18 protein-coding genes and 1 tRNA gene are annotated in these 23,449 nt (G+C 35.5%); 9 read left to right on the top strand and 10 right to left on the bottom strand.

Annotated elements, in window-relative coordinates; translation table 11 throughout:
• Positions 1-64 precede the first annotated feature (64 nt).
• From BIW12_RS05085 to BIW12_RS05075, 3 genes are all read left to right on the top strand, one after another.
• Positions 65-2,857: a 2-oxoglutarate dehydrogenase E1 component gene (locus BIW12_RS05085; RefSeq protein WP_071184104.1), complete on the top strand. Its 2,793-nt coding sequence runs from the start codon at positions 65-67 to the stop codon at positions 2,855-2,857.
• Positions 2,858-3,047: 190 nt separating this feature from the next.
• Positions 3,048-4,280, top strand: coding sequence for a 2-oxoglutarate dehydrogenase complex dihydrolipoyllysine-residue succinyltransferase (gene odhB, locus BIW12_RS05080; protein ID WP_071184103.1), 1,233 nt, complete (start codon positions 3,048-3,050; stop codon positions 4,278-4,280).
• A 108-nt stretch (positions 4,281-4,388) separates the two neighbouring features.
• A complete protein-coding gene (locus tag BIW12_RS05075) occupies positions 4,389-5,180 on the top strand; it encodes a ThuA domain-containing protein (RefSeq protein WP_071184102.1) in 792 nt (263 codons plus the stop codon).
• A gap of 77 nt (positions 5,181-5,257) precedes the next feature.
• Here BIW12_RS05075 and BIW12_RS05070 read toward each other — a convergent pair whose 3' ends face one another.
• From BIW12_RS05070 to BIW12_RS05045, 6 genes are all read right to left on the bottom strand, one after another.
• A complete protein-coding gene (locus BIW12_RS05070) occupies positions 5,258-6,013 on the bottom strand; it encodes a LamG domain-containing protein (RefSeq protein WP_071184101.1) in 756 nt (251 codons plus the stop codon).
• Between the two features lie 21 nt (positions 6,014-6,034).
• Entirely contained in the window at positions 6,035-6,472 is a 438-nt protein-coding gene (locus tag BIW12_RS05065) for a retropepsin-like aspartic protease (RefSeq protein WP_071184100.1), read from the bottom strand.
• Complete coding sequence (locus BIW12_RS05060; protein ID WP_232227156.1) at positions 6,469-9,069, bottom strand: CHAT domain-containing protein; 2,601 nt, start codon at positions 9,067-9,069, stop codon at positions 6,469-6,471. The genes BIW12_RS05065 and BIW12_RS05060 overlap by 4 nt, the downstream gene beginning before the upstream one ends.
• Positions 9,070-9,170: 101 nt before the next feature.
• Positions 9,171-11,126 carry a PKD domain-containing protein gene (locus BIW12_RS05055; RefSeq protein ID WP_071186153.1) on the bottom strand — a complete coding sequence of 652 codons (1,956 nt, stop codon included), beginning with the start codon at positions 11,124-11,126 and terminating at the stop codon, positions 9,171-9,173.
• Between the two features lie 186 nt (positions 11,127-11,312).
• On the bottom strand, positions 11,313-12,287 hold the full coding sequence (locus BIW12_RS05050) for a hypothetical protein (protein ID WP_071184099.1): 975 nt from the start codon (positions 12,285-12,287) through the stop codon (positions 11,313-11,315).
• 381 nt (positions 12,288-12,668) lie between these two features.
• Complete coding sequence (locus BIW12_RS05045; RefSeq protein WP_071184098.1) at positions 12,669-12,968, bottom strand: hypothetical protein; 300 nt, start codon at positions 12,966-12,968, stop codon at positions 12,669-12,671.
• 115 nt (positions 12,969-13,083) lie between these two features.
• Between BIW12_RS05045 and BIW12_RS05040 the strand changes: the two genes are divergently transcribed.
• The 6 genes from BIW12_RS05040 to BIW12_RS05015 all read left to right on the top strand — a co-directional run bounded on the left by BIW12_RS05040 (position 13,084) and on the right by BIW12_RS05015 (position 17,700).
• The gene (locus BIW12_RS05040) at positions 13,084-13,665 is read left to right on the top strand and encodes an RNA polymerase sigma factor (protein WP_071184097.1); all 582 of its coding nucleotides are present in this window, start codon (positions 13,084-13,086) and stop codon (positions 13,663-13,665) included.
• A gap of 6 nt (positions 13,666-13,671) precedes the next feature.
• Positions 13,672-14,394: a tetratricopeptide repeat protein gene (locus tag BIW12_RS05035; protein WP_071184096.1), complete on the top strand. Its 723-nt coding sequence runs from the start codon at positions 13,672-13,674 to the stop codon at positions 14,392-14,394.
• Between the two features lie 166 nt (positions 14,395-14,560).
• Positions 14,561-15,340, top strand: coding sequence for a TatD family hydrolase (locus BIW12_RS05030; protein WP_071184095.1), 780 nt, complete (start codon positions 14,561-14,563; stop codon positions 15,338-15,340).
• A 60-nt stretch (positions 15,341-15,400) separates the two neighbouring features.
• Positions 15,401-16,543, top strand: coding sequence for a 1-acyl-sn-glycerol-3-phosphate acyltransferase (locus BIW12_RS05025; RefSeq protein ID WP_071184094.1), 1,143 nt, complete (start codon positions 15,401-15,403; stop codon positions 16,541-16,543).
• Positions 16,527-17,555, top strand: a complete 1,029-nt coding sequence (locus BIW12_RS05020; RefSeq protein ID WP_071184093.1) for an asparaginase — start codon at positions 16,527-16,529, stop codon at positions 17,553-17,555. The genes BIW12_RS05025 and BIW12_RS05020 overlap by 17 nt, the downstream gene beginning before the upstream one ends.
• Positions 17,556-17,613: 58 nt before the next feature.
• Positions 17,614-17,700 (top strand) — tRNA-Ser (locus BIW12_RS05015).
• 120 nt (positions 17,701-17,820) lie between these two features.
• Here BIW12_RS05015 and BIW12_RS05010 read toward each other — a convergent pair.
• The 4 genes from BIW12_RS05010 to BIW12_RS04995 are packed head-to-tail and all read right to left on the bottom strand — an operon-like array spanning position 17,821 to position 23,431.
• On the bottom strand, positions 17,821-18,726 hold the full coding sequence (locus BIW12_RS05010; RefSeq protein WP_071184092.1) for a carbohydrate kinase family protein: 906 nt from the start codon (positions 18,724-18,726) through the stop codon (positions 17,821-17,823).
• Positions 18,727-18,746: 20 nt separating this feature from the next.
• A complete protein-coding gene (locus BIW12_RS05005; protein ID WP_083382049.1) occupies positions 18,747-20,303 on the bottom strand; it encodes a glycoside hydrolase family 32 protein in 1,557 nt (518 codons plus the stop codon).
• Positions 20,304-20,322: 19 nt separating this feature from the next.
• Positions 20,323-21,720 carry a DUF4960 domain-containing protein gene (locus BIW12_RS05000; protein ID WP_083382048.1) on the bottom strand — a complete coding sequence of 466 codons (1,398 nt, stop codon included), beginning with the start codon at positions 21,718-21,720 and terminating at the stop codon, positions 20,323-20,325.
• Between the two features lie 19 nt (positions 21,721-21,739).
• On the bottom strand, positions 21,740-23,431 hold the full coding sequence (locus BIW12_RS04995; protein WP_071184089.1) for a RagB/SusD family nutrient uptake outer membrane protein: 1,692 nt from the start codon (positions 23,429-23,431) through the stop codon (positions 21,740-21,742).
• Between the last annotated feature and the right edge of the window lie 18 nt (positions 23,432-23,449).

Raw genomic sequence — 23,449 nt, 5'->3', positions numbered from 1 at the left:
TAAATTTAGTTGATTATTGTACTTTTGCCAAACTATTTTAACAAAAAGTATATTCACTAACATTATGGATAGGTTTTCATTTTTAAATGCAGCGCATACCGAGTTTTTTGCACAATTATACGAACAATATTTACATAGTCCAGACAGCGTAGAGCCTAGCTGGAGAAGTTTTTTTCAGGGTTTCGATTTTGGAATGGAAACTTATAATGAGGAAAATCCAGTTCAATACATCAGAGAAGTAGCTCCTTCAACTTCAGTGTCTTCGGCTTCTGCTGTAGATAATAGTAAAATTTCAGAGCAACTTCAAAAAGAATTTAAAGTTGTTAAATTGATTGATGGATACCGTTCTAGAGGGCACTTGTTCACTAAGACAAACCCGGTTAGAGAGCGTAGAACTTTTTCTCCAAATTTAGATTTGGAAAATTTCGGTTTGAGTTCAGCTGATTTGAATACTACTTTTGATGCAGCAAAAATATTAGGTTTACAGCCTTCTACTTTGTCTCAAATTGTTAATCATTTAACTACAGTTTATTGTCAGCATATTGGTATCGAATACATGTATATTCGTCGTCCGGAAGTTGTAGAATGGATTCAGGACAGATTGAATGTGAATGAAAACCGCCCTACTTTCTCAGCTGATGAGAAAAAAGGAATTTTAAATAAATTAAATCAGGCAGTTTCTTTCGAGAACTTCCTGCATACTAAATATGTAGGTCAAAAACGTTTCTCTCTTGAAGGAGGAGAAACTGTTATTCCGGCTTTGGACGCTTTAATTGAAAGAGCTGCCGAAAAAGGGGTGGAACAATTTGTAATGGGGATGGCTCACCGTGGTCGTTTGAACGTTTTGGCTAATATTTTTGGTAAATCTACTCAGGATATTTTCTCTGAATTTGACGGAAAAGATTACGATCAGGAATATTTTGACGGTGACGTAAAATACCACTTAGGTCTTACTGCTGATAAAATTACTAAGTCAGGAAAGAAAATCAACATCAACTTAGCTCCAAACCCTTCGCACTTAGAAACTGTAGGTGCAGTTATCGAGGGTATTACCAGAGCAAAACAAGATAAATATTTTGCAGATGATTTCTCTAAAGTATTGCCTATCGCCGTTCACGGTGATGCTGCAATTGCAGGACAAGGTATTCTTTATGAAATTATCCAAATGGCGCAGTTAGATGGTTACAAAACAGGTGGTACTATCCATATTGTAATCAATAACCAGGTAGGTTTTACAACGAATTACTTAGACGCTCGTTCTTCTACTTATTGTACTGACGTTGCTAAAGTAACTTTATCTCCGGTTTTACACGTTAATGCTGATGATGCAGAATCTGTAGTACACGCTATGCAATTTGCATTGGATTTCAGAATGCAATTCGGGCGTGACGTATTTATTGACTTATTAGGATATAGAAAATATGGTCATAACGAAGGAGATGAGCCTCGTTTTACACAACCATTATTATATAAAATCATTGCTAAGCATCAAAATCCAAGAGATATTTATGCTGAAAAATTATTGTCTGAAGGAATTATCGATGCTAATTTGGTAAAAACTTTAGAGAAAGAATACAAAGACGATTTAGATCATAACTTAGAAGCTTCCCGTAAAAAAGATTTGACAATCATTACTCCGTTTATGCAAAATGAATGGAAGGGATTTGAGCAGGTTTCTGATGATGTAATGTTGCAAAAATTTGAAACTACTGTTGAAAAATCAACTTTAGATTCTATCATTAAAACAGTTTCTAGCTTACCATCTGATAAAAAATTCATTAACAAAATCACTAAGATTGTTACTGATAGAAAAACAGGATACGATAATAACACTATCGATTGGGGAACTGCTGAAACATTAGCTTACGGTTCACTTTTGACTGAAGGATTTGATATTCGTATTTCAGGTCAGGACGTTGAACGTGGTACTTTCTCACATCGTCATGCTGTTGTAAAAGTAGAAGATTCTGAAGAAGAAGTTGTTTTGTTAAATAACATCGAGAACAAAAAAGGAAACTTCCGTATCTTTAACTCATTCTTGTCTGAATACGGAGTATTAGGATTTGATTATGGTTATGCTTTGGCTAATCCAAATGCTTTAACAATTTGGGAAGCACAATTCGGAGATTTCTCTAATGGTGCCCAAATTATGATTGACCAATACATCTCTTGTGGAGAAGACAAATGGAACAATCAAAACGGATTAGTAATGTTGTTGCCACACGGTTACGAAGGTCAGGGAGCTGAGCACTCTTCTGCACGTATGGAGCGTTACTTACAATTATGTGCACGTCACAATATGTATGTTGCCGATTGTACAACGCCAGCTAACTTCTTCCACTTGTTGAGAAGACAAATGAAAACTACTTTCCGTAAACCATTAGTTGTTTTCTCTCCAAAAAGTTTGTTGCGTGATCCAAGATGTGTATCTCCAATTGAAGATTTCACTTCAGGAGGTTTCCAGGAAACAATTGATGATACTACAGTAAACAAGAAAGACGTGAAAACATTAGTTTTCTGTACAGGTAAATTCTATTATGATATTACTGCCGAAAGAGAAAACAACGGTCGTAAAGATGTAGCTGTAGTTCGTATCGAGCAATTGTTCCCATTACCGGTAGAACAATTAAAAGCGATTATTGCACAATATCCAAATGCTGATGATTATGTTTGGGCACAGGAAGAGCCTAAAAACATGGGAGCTTACACCTATATGTTAGCTAACTTTGATTTGGTTAAATGGAGATTGGCTTCATTAAAAGCATACTCAGCACCGGCAGCAGGAAGTTACACCAGAGCAAAACGCCGTCATGCTGATGCAATCAGAATGGTATTTGATAAAAATTTATTTAGATAGTCATTGCGAGGTACGAAGCAATCTCATTAAAAATATTTTTTCCAGAAGCTATTTCCCGCTATTCGTTGCAATCTTTTTATTTTAAAGAAAAATAAAAAGGATTTCCACTTCTATCGGGGCTAGATTTAAAAATAAGAATAACGATTCATACATTAAAAAATAAAATTCATAAATTTAAAATATTTACGACATGATTTTAGAAATGAAAGTTCCATCACCAGGGGAATCTATTAAAGAAGTTGAAATCGCCACTTGGTTAGTAAAAGATGGGGATTATGTTGAAAAAGATCAAGCAATTGCTGAAGTAGATTCAGACAAAGCTACATTAGAATTACCAGCTGAAGCTAGTGGTATCATTACCCTAAAAGCAGAAGAAGGTGATGCAGTAGCAGTAGGAGCAGTAGTTTGTCATATTGACACTGCAGCTGCTAAACCATCAGGATCAGCACCAGCGGCAGCGCCTGCAGCAGCTCCAGCTCCAGTAGCTGAAGCACCAAAAGCAGCACCTGCGCCAGCGGCTCCTGCAGCACCAGCAGCTACTTATGCAACTGGAACTCCATCTCCGGCAGCTAAAAAAATATTAGATGAGAAAAACATTTCACCAGCAGCTGTAACAGGAACTGGTAAAGGTGGAAGAATCACTAAAGATGATGCAGTAAATGCTGTTCCATCAATGGGAACTCCTACAGGAGGAAGCCGTGGAGTAGAGCGTACTAAATTGTCTATGTTGCGTCGTAAAGTAGCTGAGCGTTTAGTTTCTGCTAAAAACGAAACTGCAATGTTGACTACTTTCAACGAAGTAAACATGACGCCTATTAACATTTTGCGTAATGAATACAAAGATGCATTCAAAGCAAAACACGGTGGTATTGGTTTAGGATATATGTCATTCTTTACAAAAGCGGTAACAAGAGCTTTAGAATTGTTCCCTGATGTAAACTCTATGATGGACGGAGATCACAAAATTGCTTTTGATTTTGCTGATATCTCTATCGCAGTTTCAGGACCAAAAGGATTAATGGTTCCTGTAGTTCGTAATGCTGAAAACTTAACTTTCCGTGGAATTGAGGCTGAAATCAAAAGATTAGCTTTAAGAGCTCGTGATGGTCAAATTACTGTTGATGATATGACTGGTGGTACTTTTACAATCACTAATGGTGGTGTATTTGGATCTATGTTGTCAACTCCAATTATCAACCCTCCACAGTCTGGAATCCTTGGAATGCACAACATTATCGAGCGTCCTATCGCTGTAAACGGTAAGGTTGAAATCCACCCAATGATGTACATCGCTTTATCTTATGACCACAGAATTATCGATGGTCGTGAGTCTGTTGGTTTCTTAGTTGCTGTAAAAGAAGCTTTAGAAAACCCAGTAGAATTGCTTTGTGGTGGAAATCCTAAAAAAGCTTTTGAATTGTAGACTTCGACAAGCTCAGTCTGACAAACATATAAATCCCAAATTCCTCCCGATGCTTCGGGATTGGAGTTTGGGATTTTCTTTTTATATTCGAGAAATAAATAGAAAATTATGAAAATAAAATTAATGTTGCTTACAATTGTTTTTGGTTTAGGTTCTGTTTTTGCCAATCCACTAGCTAAAAAACGTATTTTAGTTTACACTAAAAACGGCAAAGGTTATGTGCATAAAAATATTCCTTTCAGTGTGGAAGCCTGGAAGAAAATTGGAGAAGCCAACAACTTAATTGTTGATGTTTCTGATGATCCGGCGGTAATGACCACCGAAAATCTGGCAAAGTATAGCTGTCTGGTTTTTTCTAATACCTGTAATGATATCTTTGATACCGAAGAACAAAAGCAAGCTCTTGTGGATTATATTCATGCTGGTGGCGCATTTGTAGGAGTTCATAGTGCGTCTGATTCTGAAAAAGACTGGCCTTGGTTTGCAACCTTGGTAGGTGGTAGGTTTAAAAGACATCCTGCTTTTCAGTCTTTCGAAATAAAAGTGATTGATAAAAACCATCCTTCGACTTCGATGCTAGGGGAAACATGGAGAAAAGAAGATGAGTGTTATTATATGAATGAATTCAATCCTAATACTCATGTACTTTTAGCCGCCGATATGCGAACGGTGATAGACAGCGAAAAAGAAGTCTATCCGGGACGTACTTTTGGAGATTACTTACCATTGGCCTGGTGTCATGAGTTTGAAGGCGGTAGAGTGTTTTATACTGCTTTAGGACATGATAGTAAGGATTATGTCGATCCTGTGTTTATTCAGCATCTTACAGGTGGACTTTTATGGGCATTAGGTGAAAATCCAAAAGAGTCTCATTCGAAAAAAAGAATCAAAAGCAAATAGGCTTAAAATGAGTTAACCGCAGATTCACAGAATTTTTTTTTAATCTGCGAATCTGCGGTTAATTAGAGGACATCATTTTATTTGAATTCTACCCAGTCAAATAAAGCATAATTTTGTGTAGCAGGAATATGATCGCCTATAAAACTCAGATTTTCGACACTGCAAAAGATTTTAAATTTAGTGGCTGTGCCGTAAGTAAGTGTTTTGCTTGTTAGGTTTTGGTTGTCAATTTTCCAGGTTGCCACATATTTTTTCTTTGTATTTAAAGCTAATGTTATTGTAAAAGTGTACCATTGATTTCTTTTGATTTTGCTTTGAAAAGAATGGCTTGGATTAGCTTGCGAAGTGGCATAAACAATAAGATCATCGGATGCAGCATTCAGTCCCTGACGAACAGTTTCTTTGCCATAGCCAATTTCAAAATCGAGTTCGTGGGTATCATCACTGTATAAAAAAGCACCTATGCTGGCACAATCGCCCACTCCCATTTCAGGGACAAAAACGCGCCAGGAATACGTTCCTGTAGCATAAGTAGCAATCGATTTTATTTTAGTTCGATCCCAAGTATTAGCATTGGTAAACAGGCGTAAATTTCCATTTTCGATAAAATAATTAGCTTCACCCACCTGAGTAGCATCATCCCATTCATCTAAGTTGTTAAAATCCCAAAATTTAGAAATATTGTTTTTAACAGGGGTGGTTTTTGACGTTTCGGAAGAATTCGTATTAGATGCTGCTGTAGAATTTTGACTATCTTCTGTTAAGTCTTGGGTGGAACAGGAGAATAGTAACATTCCCAGAGCAAGACAGGCTGCTTTGTAGAATTTTATCATAATGTTTTGGTTTTCTGTTGGTTATTGTAAATATAAGCAATTGTTGTAGTAATCAATTATGGCTTTGCCTTTTAGTAAAATATCGGCTCCAATGATTCCGTCAACAGTTTTTGATTTGTAAGCCGTCAAGGCTTCATTGACATGTGACATATCAAATATGATCAAATCGAAATTATTATTTTTCCAAGAACCAAGTTGTAATTTATTTGCTCTGGCCGTTTGGGTGAGCATTCCTGTTGCTCCGGCTCCAGAAGCCATGGTCTTAGAATCTTCGGCGTTTAAATTAAATAATGCAATGTGTTCAAAGCCTACACAACTATTAGAAGCTCCCGTATCTAAAATAAAATTACCTTTCACGCCATTGATTTTGGCTTTTACCAACAGATGTTGTGTTTTGGTAATTTTAAATTTTACTTTTTTATATTGATGCTTTTTTAGGATTTCCTGAAGATTTTTCATTTTCGATAGCGATTGAAAACCAAAAGTAAAGCAATTAGAATCAATATACCAAATATATAAAAAATATAACTAATTGACTCTTTGGTGGTTTGTAAATCACCATAATAAATAAAAGTACTCCAGTAATAAGGTGATTTTTTAGCATTGGAAATATCCGGATTTTTTAAGAAATCACGTTTGGCATTAGCATTGGCTTCCAAATAAGATTGACCGTTTTTGATATTTTGGTAAAAAGAATCCATAAAAACTGAGGTCGTATAATCATTAACTTTCCATAGTGAAAATAACAGATTTTGCGCTCCAGCCAATTGAAATCCGCGGGCAATACTCATGGCGCCTTCGGATTTATAGAGTTTACCAATGCCAGTTTCGCAAGCACTCAAAACGACCAAATCAGGATTGATATTTAAATGATACAATTCGGAATACAGGATTTCCTGATCGTAAAATTTTATACTTGCCGGACTAACTACATCGCCAGCATCAGCATGAGTGGACAGATGCAGAATGGAATAATCAGCTGCATTTTTTTTAAAATTATCGAAAGTAGCTTCGGTATTCTCTAAATATTTCCCTTTGAAGTTTTTTTGAATCGAATGCAACTCGTCTTTGGAATAAGTCAGTGTGTAAGGCGTGTTTTCGAAAACTGGAAAAATTCCTAAAACAGTTTTATATTCATTTGTCATCCTGAGCTTGTCGAAGGACAAATAAAATTGCGCCGAATTCTGATACCCAATATTGTAATCATTCAACAAATAATGCATTTGAGCAAAATTAGTTGTGTTGGATTCTTTAGTAATTAAGGCTTCAAAAGGCATCAAACAAAGAAGACCATCAGGGATGATGATGAGGTTTTTGTAGTTTGATTTTTTCGGTAATTGTAAATAACGATAAGCAGAAAAAGCATCTTTTTTGAATAAATCAAGAAGGTTTGTAATGGCACTGGCATCATGAAAAAATCCTATAAATGTGAATACTGATTCTCCACACATAGAACCAATGCAAAATGATTTTAGCGAAATTTTGCCATTTTGAATTGTAAACGAAAATATGTTTTTAGTACCCCAAAAATATTCAACCATAATGGCATCCTCTTTTTCTAATCGGGCATATAAATCATTCAAATTAATGTCGTTATTTGATTTGTTTTCGGTTTTTGATTGTATTTGCTTGATTTGCAACATCAACTCATTTTGTGTTTTAATGGCTTTGTTGATTTTTTGGATATCAGCTAAATCCCCTTTTTGTTGTTCTTTAACAATAATAGTATTTTGGTTTTCGAGTTGTTCTATAAGGGATTTTTTTTGTTTTGAACTCTTTTGATTATTGAACAATCGCTCTTTTAATACAATCGATTTTGTTTTTTCAACGAGTTGAAATGCTTTTTCTATGTAAATCGATTTTTTTTCTTTTTCAAATAAAGATTGATAAATACTAATACATTTTTCAATGCGTTTCCGGTTTCTGGTTTGCGTAATAATTTTTGAGTTTTCATACACAATTAGATTTTGAAATAAATCTTCAATGTGAAAAGCAAGAGCGTAACTGTCTAAAGCCTTTTGGGGTTGATTTTGAATTGTAAATAAGTCAGCTTGAAAGTCTAAGGCATCAAGTAAAATGGTTTCTGCATAGAGGTCTTTTTCTTTAGGGAGAATGTCTTTTTGACTAGGATAATTTGGAATTAAGGTTTTATAAACGGTTTTAAGTACTGTTTGAGCTTCGGTTAATTTATTCTGATTGAGTAATAAAATAATCTTCTCTAGATAAAATTGGGCTTTACTTCTAGGGTTTTTGTTGGGTAGCTTTTCAAAAATAGTTCTTGCTTTTTCGTAATAATTAAATGCTACATTCCGAGGATTACTAATATTGAATTTGTATAAATTGAGATAGGCATTTAATAAATATTCCTGTTGGGATTTATCTTTTTTTAATAATGGAATTGCTGCAATAAAAGTATTTTCGGCACTCAATTCATCATCATTTATTCCTCTTAAAAGATAACTGTTTCCTAAATTGTTTAATAAAATTCCTTTTTGGATGTCAGAAATGGGCTGTGTTTTAATTGTTTTTTCAAGTAAATCAATTGCTTGGTGGTTTCTGCCCGAGTTTTGATATACATTCGATAAATTAAGTATCGCTGCTATTTTTTCATCCTGATTTTTTTCCTGATTGGAAATGTAATAATACTGTTTGATGGTATTTTCGGCATTGTCGTAATCGCCCAGAATGGTGTATAAATTCCCCAAAGGTTTCAGGCAATATTCTACAATGTCGTAATTGTTGAGACGGTATTTTTGATGTATTTTCCAGGCTTTTTCATAACTGCTAACTGCTTCCTGGACTTTGTTGAATTGGTTTTCATAATAGGCTTTGTTGCAATTTAAAATAACAATTGCCAGCAGTTCGTTTTTAGTTTTCGGCGTTGGATTTTTCCAGAATGCGTGTTCGGTACTATTGAGGTTTTTTAAATTTTCTGTTGTTGGATTTGCTACAAAAGTATCTACCGCATTGTAGATTTTGTCTTCTTGAGTAAGTGGCTTTTGTCCGAAAAGAATCAGGGAAGAAACTAGAAGAAAATAGCAAAAAAGTTTTTTCATAAAGAGTTGTTTCACAAAGATACGCAAAGCATTTCACGGAGATTCACGAAGAAATTATTAAAAAAATCTGTGTCAATCTGTTTAATCCGTGTTCCATAAATTTAAAACTTCCATATTCCATACACTTGAAAATAATTGAAATTCTCTTTGAAATTCATCACATAACGGGCGCCTAAACTAGGGCCGATGCGGGCGAAACCCAACGTTAAATCAAACAATAATCCCGATTTGAAATTGCTGAAAGTTTTGCTGTCGGAACTGCTGCTTTCTTCGGTTTTGATAATTGGAGAATCTGGTTTTTCTGATTCGAAATATTCAATTTTAGTGTGTTGTTCCTGTTTTTCCGAAGCATTAATATTGGCTTGGACACCCGCTCCAATACCGATGAAATTGTTGATGTTGTAACGAAGGAGTAATGGAACCTCATTATTAAAATTTGAATAACTTGTAGTTTTGCTAGTACGTGTAGCTTGGCGGACTCCGTTAGCAGTGGTAGTGAAACCATTGGTGATTGAGGTGGTTGAATTGAAATCATGAACACTATTGATTAATTCGGCTTGCCAATACAAACGATAGGATTTATATGGAGAAATGGTCGCGCCCACAAAATAGCTTCTGGATTTGTCTAAATTTGGGTAATAATTATAACCTGCTTTAGCACCAATAGAAATTCCGGGAAGGAATCGGGTGGTGGCGTAATTGGTTATAATAGGTTCGTTTTTGTCGAAAATAATTGCGGTTCTGCTTCGGGTGTTTATTTTATGAAAGTCTTTGTTGAATTTCAAAGAGTATTTTACAAAACCTTTGGTACTGTCTTTTTCTTTTACATTTTTCTGTTCGCTTCCCGGCAGATAAATGTTTTTGAAGGTAAAGAAGATTTGGTTTTGCTTAATTATTGTATCCAGACAGCTAGTAGTTGGGATTTCGCCTTTTGGACAAATAGGACATTTAGGATACATGTCTTCAATTTGAAATGTTTTCTTGTCAAACATATCCGGAATATCGGTTTCCAGACGAATTATTCTTGCAGGACCTTCACCGTTGTTTTGAAAACGGGTTTTGAAATTCACTCTTTTAAAACGAACGAATCGATAATTCATAAAACTTCCGTTAGATCCCATTTTGTTAGGGTCGTGGGAAGTGACAATTTCCATTTCCAGATTTTTTACTTTGTGGTTTTTATAACTACGATTTGGGACATAAATACCTCGCATAGTAATTGTCGCGCTGGTGTCTTTGAGCATTTCGGGAGTAGTCTTGAAAGTGTAAAAAACATTGCGGGTTTCCTGCGGATTAGCATCGTCAAATTCTAAGATGGAAACGTTTTTGAACGTTTTATGCGCTTCGGCCAGAGTGGCGTCTAAATCTTCTTCGGTGGTGGTGTTCTCGTATTTTCTTATTGGTAAATAAGTATTGTTGGATGCCAAATATGAATTGGATTGGTCAATATCGTTGATAGCGGCAAAAGTGTTTTCTGTGACTGTTCTTTCTCCTGCATAAGTTCGAAAATCAGCTAATTGAAAGTTGTTGTCCTTGAATTGCGTTTCGTTGTAAAAAAGATAGATTTTTCCATTGGCGACATAGTTTTCCAAGTTTTGATAGCTCAGGATTACTTCCATTTCCTGGTCGGGAATAGGGTCGCAGTTTTTTTGAAGAGCAAAACCATTTTGGTCAGCAACGGATGCGATTTCGTCAAAATTTTTATCTGATACTTCGTTAATTACTACTTTTTTTGGTCGGGTAGCGGGTGGTTTTCCGTTGTCGTAATTATTGGTAACAGTCAATCGGGTAGTGTAGGTTCCTTTGTTTTTATAAGTATGTTTAGGTTCGGCGGCTTTGCTGTAGTTGCCATCTCCAAATTCCCATAGATAGGAAAAACTAGGTTTTGGTGCGCCAGCAATAGGAATTAATGGTGGCGTTTCGGGTTTGTATGAAACCGTATTCGCATTTTGACTGTAGTTTATTGCGGCTCTTCGGGTAACGGTATCTTTGACTTTTTTTTGTGAAAAGGAGACAACAGAAAGCAGAATAAAGAAAATAGATGCTAGTGGTTTCATAATCAAATCTGGTTTTAGCCCTGATGGTAGCGGCATCCTCTTGTGGCGGTGTTCGCCGCAAGAGATATAGCGGACAGCAGGAATAAGCTACTAATTCTTATTTGGTTAACGGTTAAAAATCTTTTAAAAATAGAAAAAAGCGATGAGCAAATCACCACTTTTTTCAGAAATTAAATTTGGGAATCTTTATTGGATCGCATTGATTGCGGCAATTAATTGAGCTTCGGTACCTACAGTGGTTTCAGCCATTGTGAAAGTGTAAACGTCATTGGCCTGAACGGTTACTCCTTTGATGGCGTATCTCCAGTTTCCATTGTCTTCGGTCGCAAAGATGATGTGACAAGCAAGGCCTACTGGAATTTGACCGTAGTGTTCGCTGAATAAACCTTCGGCTGTGTAAGTATCAAGTTTTGCTAAAGCGTTAGTTCCTTCGCCGTCATAAGATAAATAGATTGCACAGTTGTTGTTGTCGTATCCTTCGGGAGCATCAACAAGAATAGTAGTTTTAGGTCTTGGATCGCTGTAGAATTTATCCACATTTGTCCATCCAAAGTTTCCAAAACTCACATAGTAGTTGTTCCCTTCGGCTTGAACGCCACCTTTTCCACCATTAGTTCCATCGGCTTTACGGGCATCTTCCCAGGCTAAGTTTCCTTCGTCATCGATGATTCCTTTCCATAAAGTCATCATATTGTCAACGCCATCAGTAAGGCTGGCAGGAACTAATAAAGTAATGTTGCAAGTGGTTGCTAATTCTTTGCCATTTTGAGTTGCTTTGATGAAGAATTCTCCTCCAGAGATTAGTAGATTTCGGTTTCCATCGGGCATGATTCCCATTGTTGGTTTGTTAGTTACTAACATGTTTCCTTTGTCGAAAAGTTCTACATACTCAATTTGTACATCGCCGGTTACAGGATTTCCGTCTTTAGTCAAGCAACTTCCGTTGATGGTAATTTTCACTCCGTTTTCAGAAGTTAGGGTTGTAGCGCCATCTTCGGCAGTAATAGTAAATTCCTGAGTGATTTTTTCTAAGGCTGCTTCTCTGACATTTGCAAATTCTGCTGCTGTTGCCGGCGTGTTTTCGATGTTCTCGTTTTCGCAACTTACGAATGAAATTGCCGCTAAAAATAAAAGTCCGATGGTTTTAAAATTTGTTCTCATGATTTCTTGATTTTAATTATGGTTAAAATGGTTTTTACTTGTTTTATACTGTTATATCAATTCGGGTTTTAAATTGTTACCCCAGTATTTTAATTTTTTTTAATTGTTTCTGATTCTGTTGTTATATCAATTCTTGTTTTAATTTGTTACCCCAGTTTCCAAAATATTTTTTTAGTACTTCGGGTTTCTATTGGTATATCAATATGGGTTTTGAATTGTTACCCTTTAATTTGAATTTATTTCAGATTATTTTTTTAAAGCCTGTTTGAAATTTATCAAAATTATTTCCCCAACCCTAAAGGGTGTAATTTTGATGCGTTTTAAGAAATTTTCCCGGTTTCTAACAGCTGGTTTTTTTCTTTAAACATTCAAACAGGCTTTTTAATTGAGTAGGCATTTTTCTTCAAACACATTTCCGTCTTCATCAATAGCAATTAGGATTTCTTTTTTTGGAGTATGGGTTAATGTCAAATAAATCCAGACCACGGACCAGATCCCGAATGTGATGCAAAAGAGTTGAAGATGTAAAGTATGATTGATGCTTTTTTGCTCTTTTGTCAAAACCACATAAGGCAATTTGGCGTTGTATTCGGAGATTTTAAAACCCGCCTGAATTTTATTCGAAAGTTTTTCAGAAAAACTATCAATAATGATTGGAGAGGATAATTGTTCATTTTTCATGATTTATCAATTTGAAAGGTTTCACATCTATATCCACTTGATTTTATATTTGTTACCCATTAAACCGATTTTTATTTCAGATTCTTTTCTACATTAGCAGTTCAATTTTTTTCCTATGTCAGAAAACAAAATTCATCCGGATCAGTATTTTATCGAAGGATTAGCGAATAATGATTCGGCGATTATTCGGTCTATTTACAAAAAGTTTGTTCCCAAAGTGGTTTCCTATATCAGGAACAATTCGGGCGATGAAGATCAGGCTCAGGATGTGGTCCAGGAGATCCTAATTTTGTTGTTTAATCAGGCAAAAGCAAAGCAGCTACAACTGAGTTGTCCTTTTGATGCTTACTTTTTTTTGTTGTGCAAAAGAAAATGGCTTAACGAATTAAAAAAAGCGTCGAATAAAGGGGTAACAATTCAGGATGATTTGACATCTACTAATGAACCCACGGAAGAGATGGTGACACAAACAGAAATATTTGAAGAAAAACAACAGCTTTTTGATATGATGTTTCAAAGATTAGGCGAAAAATGCCAGGAAGTTTTAAAGTGGAGTTTTACTTTGAAATCCATGGAAGAAGTAGCCATGAAACTTAACGTAACCTATGGTTATGTTAGGAAGAAAAAATCCTTGTGTACGGGTCAGCTTACCCAATGGATTCAGGAACACAGTAGTTTTAAAACATTAAAAATTTAAGGAGCCATGAAAGAAGAGAAATATATAGTATTCGATCAATACCTTCAAGGCGAATTGTCGGACGAAGCCCGATTGGATTTTGAAAAACAGCTTTCAGAAAATGAAGAACTGGCATCGGAATTTGAAACTTTCAAAGAAGTACAAATACAGTTAGAAACAAAATTTGATTTCGCAGCTGACAGAGAGGCTTTCACAGCAAATCTAAAAGTGATTTCGAAAGAACATTTTAAAGCAGATAAATCGAAGGTGATTTCAATTAAACCCTGGGCTTATCTGGTTGCTGCCTCGGTGGCGATTTTGTTTGGATTATTTTTGTTTAATCCTTCTGACCCCAATTTTGAAGATTACAATCAATATGAAAACGCTTATTTGACCGAAAGAAGCGAAGGAGTTGATAATCTAAAAAAGGCTGAAGAAGCTTTTAATGCTAAGAATTACAAAGCTGCGATTCCGTTTTTTGAGGCTATTTTGAGAGAAAATAAAACCGTAGAAGTTCAGTATTTTTATGGGATTTCTTTATTGGAAAACAATCAAATTAAGCAAGCCGAGGCTGAGTTTAACTCGATAAAATCAGGGAATTCTATTTATAAAAACAAGGCGATTTATGCTTTGGCTTTGGTCAAATTAAAACAAAAAAACTATAAGGCTTGTAAAGAAATCCTGTTGACGATTCCTCCCGATTATGAGAATTATGATAAGGTTCAGGAATTATTGGATAAGTTGGATTAAAAGGATTCAACACAAAAGACACAAAGAAAAAGTACAAAAGACACAAAGGGTAAAATAGATTACTCTTTGTGTCTTTTGTTTTTAAATATAATTGAGGCGAAACTTTTGTGTCTTTTGTGTTTAAATTTTAAAAAACTTTAGAACTTTGCGTTTTTAAAAATTACAATTGGAAACAAAACCCATAATTACCGATACCCACGCACATTTATACAGCGAAGAATTTGATCAGGACAGAGACGAAATGATGCAACGCGCCTTAGCGGCTGGTGTGACTCGTTTTTTTATTCCGGCAATCGATTCGGCTTATACTGAAGCCATGTATGATTTGGAACAAAAATATCCCGAAAATGTTTTTTTAATGACTGGAGTGCATCCTACGCATGTGAAGGATAATTATCTGGACGAATTGCAATTTGTTGAAGAGGAATTAAAGAAGAGAAAATTCTATGCTATTGGAGAAATTGGAGTCGATTTATATTGGGATAAAACCCATTTAAAAGAGCAGCAATTGGCTTTCAAACGCCAAATCCAACTGGCAAAAGAATACCAATTACCTATTGTGATTCATTGTCGTGATGCCTTTGATGAAGTTTTTGCAGTTTTAGAAGAAGAAAAATCGGCTGATTTGTTTGGAATTTTTCATTGTTTTTCGGGGACTTACGAGCAGTCTTTGCAAGCTTTGTCTTATAATATGAAATTGGGAATTGGTGGTGTAGTGACTTTTAAAAATGGTAAGATAGACCAGTTTTTGAATAAAATAGATTTAAAACACATTGTTTTAGAAACCGATGCGCCTTATCTGGCTCCGGTTCCTTTTAGAGGGAAAAGAAACGAAAGTAGTTATCTGGTGAATGTAATTGATAAGTTATCACATATTTACGGAATTTCAGCAGAGGAAATAGCGAAAATCACTACTGAAAATTCGAAAGCAATTTTTGGGATTTAAAGCAGAATTCGCTAAAATTTAATATTTTTTTTGTTCATTTGTTTTTCTAATAGTACCAAAATGCAAAAGTTTGACGAGATTCGGCCTTATTATGATTCCGAAATAAATAAAGCGATAAAAAAAGTGCTTCATCACCCGATGTTGAAGTCATTGATGAATTTTTCTTTTCCTGATGTAGCCGATGAAGTTTGGAAAGAACAATTGCTAAAAACGCATTCTATTCGTGATTTCCAATGTAATTTTATATACCAGTCGGTTCAAAAAGTATTAGAAAAAAGTTCAGAAGGCTTGATGACTGCGGGCTTTGAACACTTAGAGCCTAATACTCCTTATTTGTTTATCTCTAATCACAGAGATATTTTATTAGATACCACTTTGTTGAATGCCACTTTGTTTGAGCACGATTTGGTAATGACTGCTTCGGCTATTGGGGATAATTTGGTTAAACAACCTTTTTTGAATGTGTTGGCTAAATTGAATCGAAATTTCCTGGTTCAGCGCGGTTTAGGACCAAGAGAGATGTTGCAGAGTTCTAAAACATTGTCAGAATATATCAGTCAGTTGTTGCAACACGAGAACCGTTCGGTTTGGATTGCACAACGTGAAGGACGAACCAAAGATGGAAATGATGCGACCAATCCGGGAGTATTGAAAATGATAGGAATGGCTTCGGATGAAGCTAATTTGATGGATTACTTCAAAAAATTGAAGATTGTTCCTGTTTCTATTTCTTATGAATATGATCCTACCGATGCTTTAAAAATGCCTCAATTATTGGCGGAAGCCAATAATGAAGTCTATGTCAAAGAAGAGAATGAAGATTTTATGACCATTTTGAGTGGTGCTTTAGGACCTAAAAAACGAATTTTTATCCATATAGGGAAAGTTTTAGATACTGAAATTGATGCCATAAAAGCAGAAAACGATAATGTAAATAAACAAATTCAGGCTTTGGCGCAAGCCATAGACGATTCGATTTTGACCAGCTATAAATTGTGGCCTACTAATTATATTGCTTACGATATTTTACATAAAACCGATAAATATTCGCATTTATATACTGAAAACGAAAAAGCAGTTTTCGAACGAAGATTAGAAAAACGAATCGATGCAGAAAATCCTATTGCATTGCAGGGAATATTGGCTATGTATGCCAATCCGGTAGTCAATAAACTGAAATACACCCATGAACTCAAGGACTAAAATTCTTTTAATTTATACTGGAGGAACCATTGGAATGCGCAAGGATTTTAATACCGGAGCATTAAAGGTTTTTAACTTTAGTAAATTATTACAAAGAATTCCTGAGTTGAAACAATTGGATTGTGAGATTGAAACCATTTCGTTTCAGAATCCAATTGATTCTTCAAATATGAATCCGGCAAATTGGGCCGAAATTGCCTTTATAATTGAATCCAATTATTCAGGATTTGATGGTTTTGTGGTGCTTCATGGTTCTGATACCATGTCGTACACGGCTTCGGCTTTGAGTTATATGCTCGAAAATTTATCCAAACCGGTTATTCTTACGGGTTCGCAATTGCCTATTGGTGATTTGCGCACTGATGCTAAAGAAAATTTGATAACGGCCATTCAGATAGCATCTTTACAGGAAAATAACACCCCTGTTATTGCTGAAGTTTGCCTTTATTTTGAACACAAATTGTATCGGGGAAACAGAACAACTAAGATAAATGCAGAGCATTTTAATGCTTTTGCTTCGCCAAATTATCCGGCTTTGGTGGAATCGGGTGTGAATTTGAATTTTAAATCAGAATTGCTTTTGTCGAAAGGCAGTACTAAAGGGTTAAAGCTCCATTCTGTTTTAGATACGAATGTGGTAATCATAAAAATGTTTCCCGGAATAGGAGAAACGGTTTTTTCTACGTTGCTTGAAATTCCAAATTTGAAAGGAGTTGTCTTAGAAACCTACGGTTCGGGAAATGCGCCAACAGAAGATTGGTTCTTGAATGTAATAGAAAAAGCCATTGCTAAGGGTTTGTATATTGTGAATGTTACCCAATGCACGAGCGGAAGTGTTAATATGGGGCAATATGAAACGAGTTCGGCAATGAAGCAAATAGGAGTGATTTCAGGAAAAGACATCACTACCGAAGCTGCAATTACCAAATTGATGTTCTTATTAAGCCAAAATATTCCGTCCAAAGATTTTCAAACTGTATTTGAAACTTCTTTAAGAGGAGAAATGATGTAATTAATTGCAATTTGGCTTTTGTAACTCAGATTTTTTTGTGTTATTTGCAAACCGAAATAGAGAGGTGTCCGAGTGGTTGAAGGAGCTAGCCTGGAAAGCTAGTATGTGGGTAACTGCATCGAGGGTTCGAATCCCTTTCTCTCTGCGATATTGTCTGATTATTAGGGTTTTGTGGTTTTTACACCCAGTTTTACACCTATAAAATTAGATTACAATAATAAAAGGTTGTCTGAAAACTACTTTTCAGACAACCTTTTTGCATAAATTACACTTTTACCATAGCCATTAAATCCTCAATAGCTGAAAGTGAAATATCAGGATTAGCACCTGGCGCCTGAGCTACTAAGGCTCCTATTGCGCAAGCAAAATCAATTGATTCTTGTGGTGCTTTACCAGTTAATAAGGATGTAATTAAAGCAGCTAAAAAAGAATCTCCTGCTCCAACAGTATCCGAAACTACAACAGCATAACCTTCGTTTTTATAAAGTTGTCCTTCCCATAATAATATAGCACCATGTTTCCCTTTAGTAACACACATGGCAGTAGCTTTCGTTTTTTCAGCGAAAAAAAGCATATTTTCTTCCAGAGTTTCAAAAGGAGAATTAATGGCTGAGGCTATTTCTAACAATTCCTCATCATTGAACTTAATGAAATTGGCCGAATTCATTAACTGTGCTAGAATTTCGTAGTTATAATGTGGTTTTCTTAAATTAACATCAAATACTTTGTACACATCCATTTGCAGCAATTCTTCAAGTGCTTGTCTTGACACCTGGTCTCTACAAATTAAACTCCCGTAAATTAAAACATCAGCTTCTGAAACTAAATTTTTAGCTAAATCATTCAGTACAATTTTATCCCAAGCCGATGGATATGCAATTTCATAACTAGCCGAACCACGTTCGTTTAAAGTTACATTAACCAATCCTGTTGGAAAATCTTCCGATTTAATAATAGCATCGGTTTCAAGCCCTAAACTTTTAACTTGATTGATTATAGCTTCTCCATCCTCATCATTCCCTACGCAACTAATCATTCCTACTTCACAACCTAATGTTTTCATGCGTAAAGCTACATTTAGTGGTGCTCCACCAATCTTTTTTTCATTGCCAAAAACATCCCAAAGCACCTCTCCATAAGCTACCGCCTTAAGGTTTTTTCCTTTATTCATTTCTATTCTGTTTTTTAATGTTACTCAGCTTGTGTAAGTTGAAGATTACTAACTGTAGCACTTTGTCCTTCAGCAATAATTCCCCAATTGTACTTATCTCTTCCGTAAATACGGTTTGTTAAGGCTACTTTTCCATTAATATAAAATACCACTACACTGCCTTCGGTAATTATTTCCACATCGTATTTTGTATTTACTTGCAATCCAAATGGTATTCTGGTTGTTTCCTGTGAAGCTGAATTGTATCCTATGATGGCATTTTTTGTAGCATCTAAAACAATTTTATAATAACTTCCTGTATTATTAGTATGAAAAACAAATCCAGTAGTTCCAGTTGTAGTTGTCAAAGTAAGTTCCGCATTTATTTTGGCTCTTTTACCAACAGGCTTAAAAGTGACCATAGCTTTATTGGTAGTGCTACTCAAACTATAACTACCATTATTTACAGTAACACCTCCTAAAGTAGCATCGACCTCAATAGTGCTATTTTTAGAAAAGAAGCTTTTTACTGCTTGTGGCGCCTGAGTTCCTAAAGTTCCATCTGAATTTTGTATTAACTCATGGATGACCATATTTCCAGCCCAATCTTTATTGCCTAAATCAGTTTCGGGTGTTTTTCTGGCATTCCAACCAAAAACATATCTTTTATTTCCATCAGAAGCTGTTTTTCCGGCATAAAAATATTCTCCATCAATTCTATCATTTTGCGGTGTTGTCCAAGGTCCGTTGATAGAAGTTGCCATCTTATAATGTGTTCCTTTAGTAGTACTCCAGTTCTCAGAAAACATTAAATACCAATAATTCCCCATTTTAAAAATATCAGCACATTCCATCATCAAATAATTTTCCTGTGGAGTTGTGGTATAAATAGGTGCCTGAACATCCCAATTTCCAGAAGCTGGATTAGCAGTTGTAAAATGCAACAACACCGCTTTTCGGCCTGGTTCCGTTTGTGTACTTACCAACATCGAATATTTGCTCAACTCTTCATTGTAAAAAACATGTGGATCTCTAAAATCAAAATTATAATATCCGGCAGGTGCCGTAATTTTAAACGAAGGTATTTTTGTCCATGTTTTTAAATCCGGACTTGTAGCACATAAGACACTTTCTCTTGCGTTAGATTGTAAAAAAGCAGGAGTTCCATTGTGTCCTGTGTAATAAAAGTAATAGAGATTTCCCACTTTAACAACAGAACCAGTACCGATGCCAAAATCAGCATCGGTAGTTGTTCCATAAGGAATGACTTGCCCTTCGTAGCTGAAATGAGCCAAATCAGTACTTTGAAATTCGTGGATATCATGAAATCCTTTTCCTGCCGGTTTATTTTTGGCATCATGGAGAAAGTAAATATGGAATTTTCCATTGTCGAAAAATGGCATAATATCACCGGTATAACCCGCACTGTAATACGGTTCACTTCCTCCTCCAATCCATAGTGATGGCGGTACTGGAAAAATATTGGCTATTTCTGATTCTCCACCCGAAATAGAGCCTCCAATATAAGTATCATCCTGATTACAAGACAATAACGAAAAGAAAATGGAAGCTATTGTAATTATATTTCTATAGTTCATTTTGTTGATTTTAATGAGGTTAATTGCCCGCTAAATAATTGATGCTGTTTTGAGTCAAAAGTTTGATATTACCTATGAATTCATTGGCTTGGCTAGGAACTCCGCTACCATTGGTTTCATTGTACCAATCATAAGCTCCCATCGAGATTACTATTACATTTTTATTAGCATTGTTATTTGGCCATTCTGCAATAGTTACACGACCGTCTAAATTATCATCCCAACCTTCACTGGCTAAGTTTGTACCACCTGTTTGATCTCTCCATCCAGCTCCATTTACATATCCGCCCCATTCCGGTACAAACCACCAGGCAGTATGGTTTAATCTATAAGTTCCACTTTGAAGTAAGTAGGCTTTTCCTGTTTCATAAGTGGTAAGACCATTAAAAATAGGATGTGATTCATGACTTCTAAAAGACATTCCCCATGAATTTCCATCAACCCATCCTGCTGGCAAAAAGTCTCCAAAAACATTATTTGGTCCTTTCCCGGAAGGAACAATTCCTAAAGCATCTACATATTGTGAAGCAAAAGAAGTCAGCAATAAGTTTCCTCCATTAGTTCTAAAGTTTTTAAGAGCTGTAGTCACTGCCGGATTATAGGCCACAGCAGGTAAATTTGTAGCAGAATCAAAATGCCACCAAATTACATCCACATTACTTAAATCGGCACCATTTAAAACACTGTCAAAAGAGATGTATTTGGCTCCTGTGAAATTAGCAAACAGCCAGTTTGCAGCTGTAATTTCGTCCATATTAGTAATTTCTGCTCTTGTTGCAGCAGTTCCTAAAAAGGCTACAGTCAAACCACTAACAGGAACTCCCACATTAGCAGTATAATTTACCGTTTTTCCATTTGCAGTAATTACAAAAGTTACAGCATTAGTAAAATTAATGGTAGTTCCTGATGCTGGCGAAATAGAAACTCCCTGAGTCAATTCTATTACAGGTTGCAATGCTGTAAGATTAGTATCCTCAGGTAATACCAGCGTAATGGTTTTGCTAACATCATTGATTGTTGCCGCTACATTATTGATTTTAAAACTCTTTATTGGACTTAAAACCGTAACATTTACAGTATAATCTTTGTATAAATTACCATTTATAACTCTAAATTTTACTGCGTTTGTAAAATTAATAGGGGAGTTTAAAATCAAATTTGATGTTGCTCCTTCCTCTAAAATAATTTCAGGATTTACCGCTGTAATATCGGTGCCATAAGGCAAGGTTACTGCAATTGTTGCTGTTTTTTGATCAATAGTTCCAGCAACTCCGTTTATCTCAAAGGAAGTCACATTAGAAGGCGAATCGACATCAAGACCATTAGTATCGAAACTGTCTTCGCAGGCAGAAACCATAAAAATCAATGCCAGTATCAAAGACCATTTTGTCCAAGACTTATATATAAAATTTTTCATATTCGTTTTCGTAAATAGATTAATAATCCAGATTTTGTTTGTACAATCCTTGACTGAAATTAATTTGCTTCAACGGAATTGGACAATATTCTTCCTTATTGGCGTCAAAGAAAGCATCTTGATAATACGCTCTTTTTGTTTTTTCTTCAGCATAAAACGCATTCATTACCTCATCAGTAACACCCCAACGAACCAAGTCGAAAAAGCGGCTTCCTTCCATTGCTAATTCTAAACGACGTTCCCAACGCAAAGCTTTTCGAGCAAATTCCTGTGTCCAGTTACAATTCGTTCCGTCCACATAAGTATTGATTTTAAAGTTATTCACATACGGAAGTCTTCCTGTGCTTTGCGCAGCTCTTTCTCTAATTTCATTGATTAATGGTAAAGCTTCTGATTGTCTTCCTAACTCAATCAAGGCTTCAGCGCGCATCAAAATCACATCGGCATAACGAATTTGGATTCTGTTTTTTGAATTACCATAAAAAGGATCAATATTGACTACACAACTACAATTTGGCGCTACATTTTCTTTTAACGAAGCATAGTATCCATAAGTTCCCGGAGAACGTACCCATGCTTCAACATATAAAAATTCCGGATCATATTTATAAGGCAAACCAGGCATTGCAACAGTATGATACAATCTAGGATCAACAGTATTTGCATCTATATTTTTATAATCAAAATCGGTATCGTTGTAAGTGTCAAATTCAGGTAAACCATTAGCTCCGGTTTTAAAAGCATTCACTAAGTTTTGACTTGGTTTATGAAAATCACAACAACCTAAACCTTGAGGAGTTGAAAGAACATCGGAGAAATTTAATCTTCCATACAAAGTGCCATCATTATCTGAAAACTGAATAGAAAAAATGGATTCTGCTCCGTTTTCATAAGTCCCCGGTAAAAAGTTATTCGCAAAATCTGGCTCTAAACTCGCTTTTCCTATTACTTTATCTGTAGCTGCAATTACTTCTTGTAAATGTTGCGTATTTGTTCCTGTAACTGTATAAGTTTCATCTTGTGTATAGGCTTGATACAAACGTGTTTTTGCTAAATAAGCATAAGCCGCTTTTTGTGTAGCACGTCCCGCTTGTGGCTGTGTTTCCGGTAAATCATTGGCTGCAGCCTCAAAATCTTCGGCTATTTTATTCCAAAGTTCCTCATTTGAAAATTGTTTGTTCGAAATGGTTTTGTAATCTTCAACAGGAATATCTTCTGTAATGTAAGGCACACTTCGGAACATAATTTTTAACATAAAGTAAAAATGCCCTCTTAAAAAACGCATCTCAGCCATACGTGTTTTTTTCAATGGATAATCTGCTTCCGAAATTTGTTCTAAGGCTTTCAATGCTTTATTGGCTCTTGAAACCCCCACATAACTGATGTACCAGAAATTATCTAATTCGCCAAAATCAGGTCTGATATTATTAGAAACTTCAAAAAAGTGAAAATTCTGAATATCATTAGTTCCACTACCTCCTTTATAGGCATCGTCAGAACGAACATTTCCAAAAGGCCACAAACTATAAGGCGAATCATAATGATCATTTCCTAATTGAGCATAAGCCGCATTCATAAAACCTTCTATAGATTGAGGAGTAACAATATCTTCTTCTGACAATACACCACGAGGGTTATTTTCCAGAAAATCCGAGCAGGAAGCAAAAACTCCCAGCACTAAAAACCCAATTATATATACTATCTTTTTCATGTTTTTCGATTTAATCTT

This window comes from Flavobacterium commune (assembly GCF_001857965.1).
GTDB classification, from domain to species: Bacteria; Bacteroidota; Bacteroidia; order Flavobacteriales; family Flavobacteriaceae; genus Flavobacterium; species Flavobacterium commune.
Note: the sequence above shows the minus strand (reverse complement) of the source record. Positions and strands in the feature narration are given on the sequence as shown.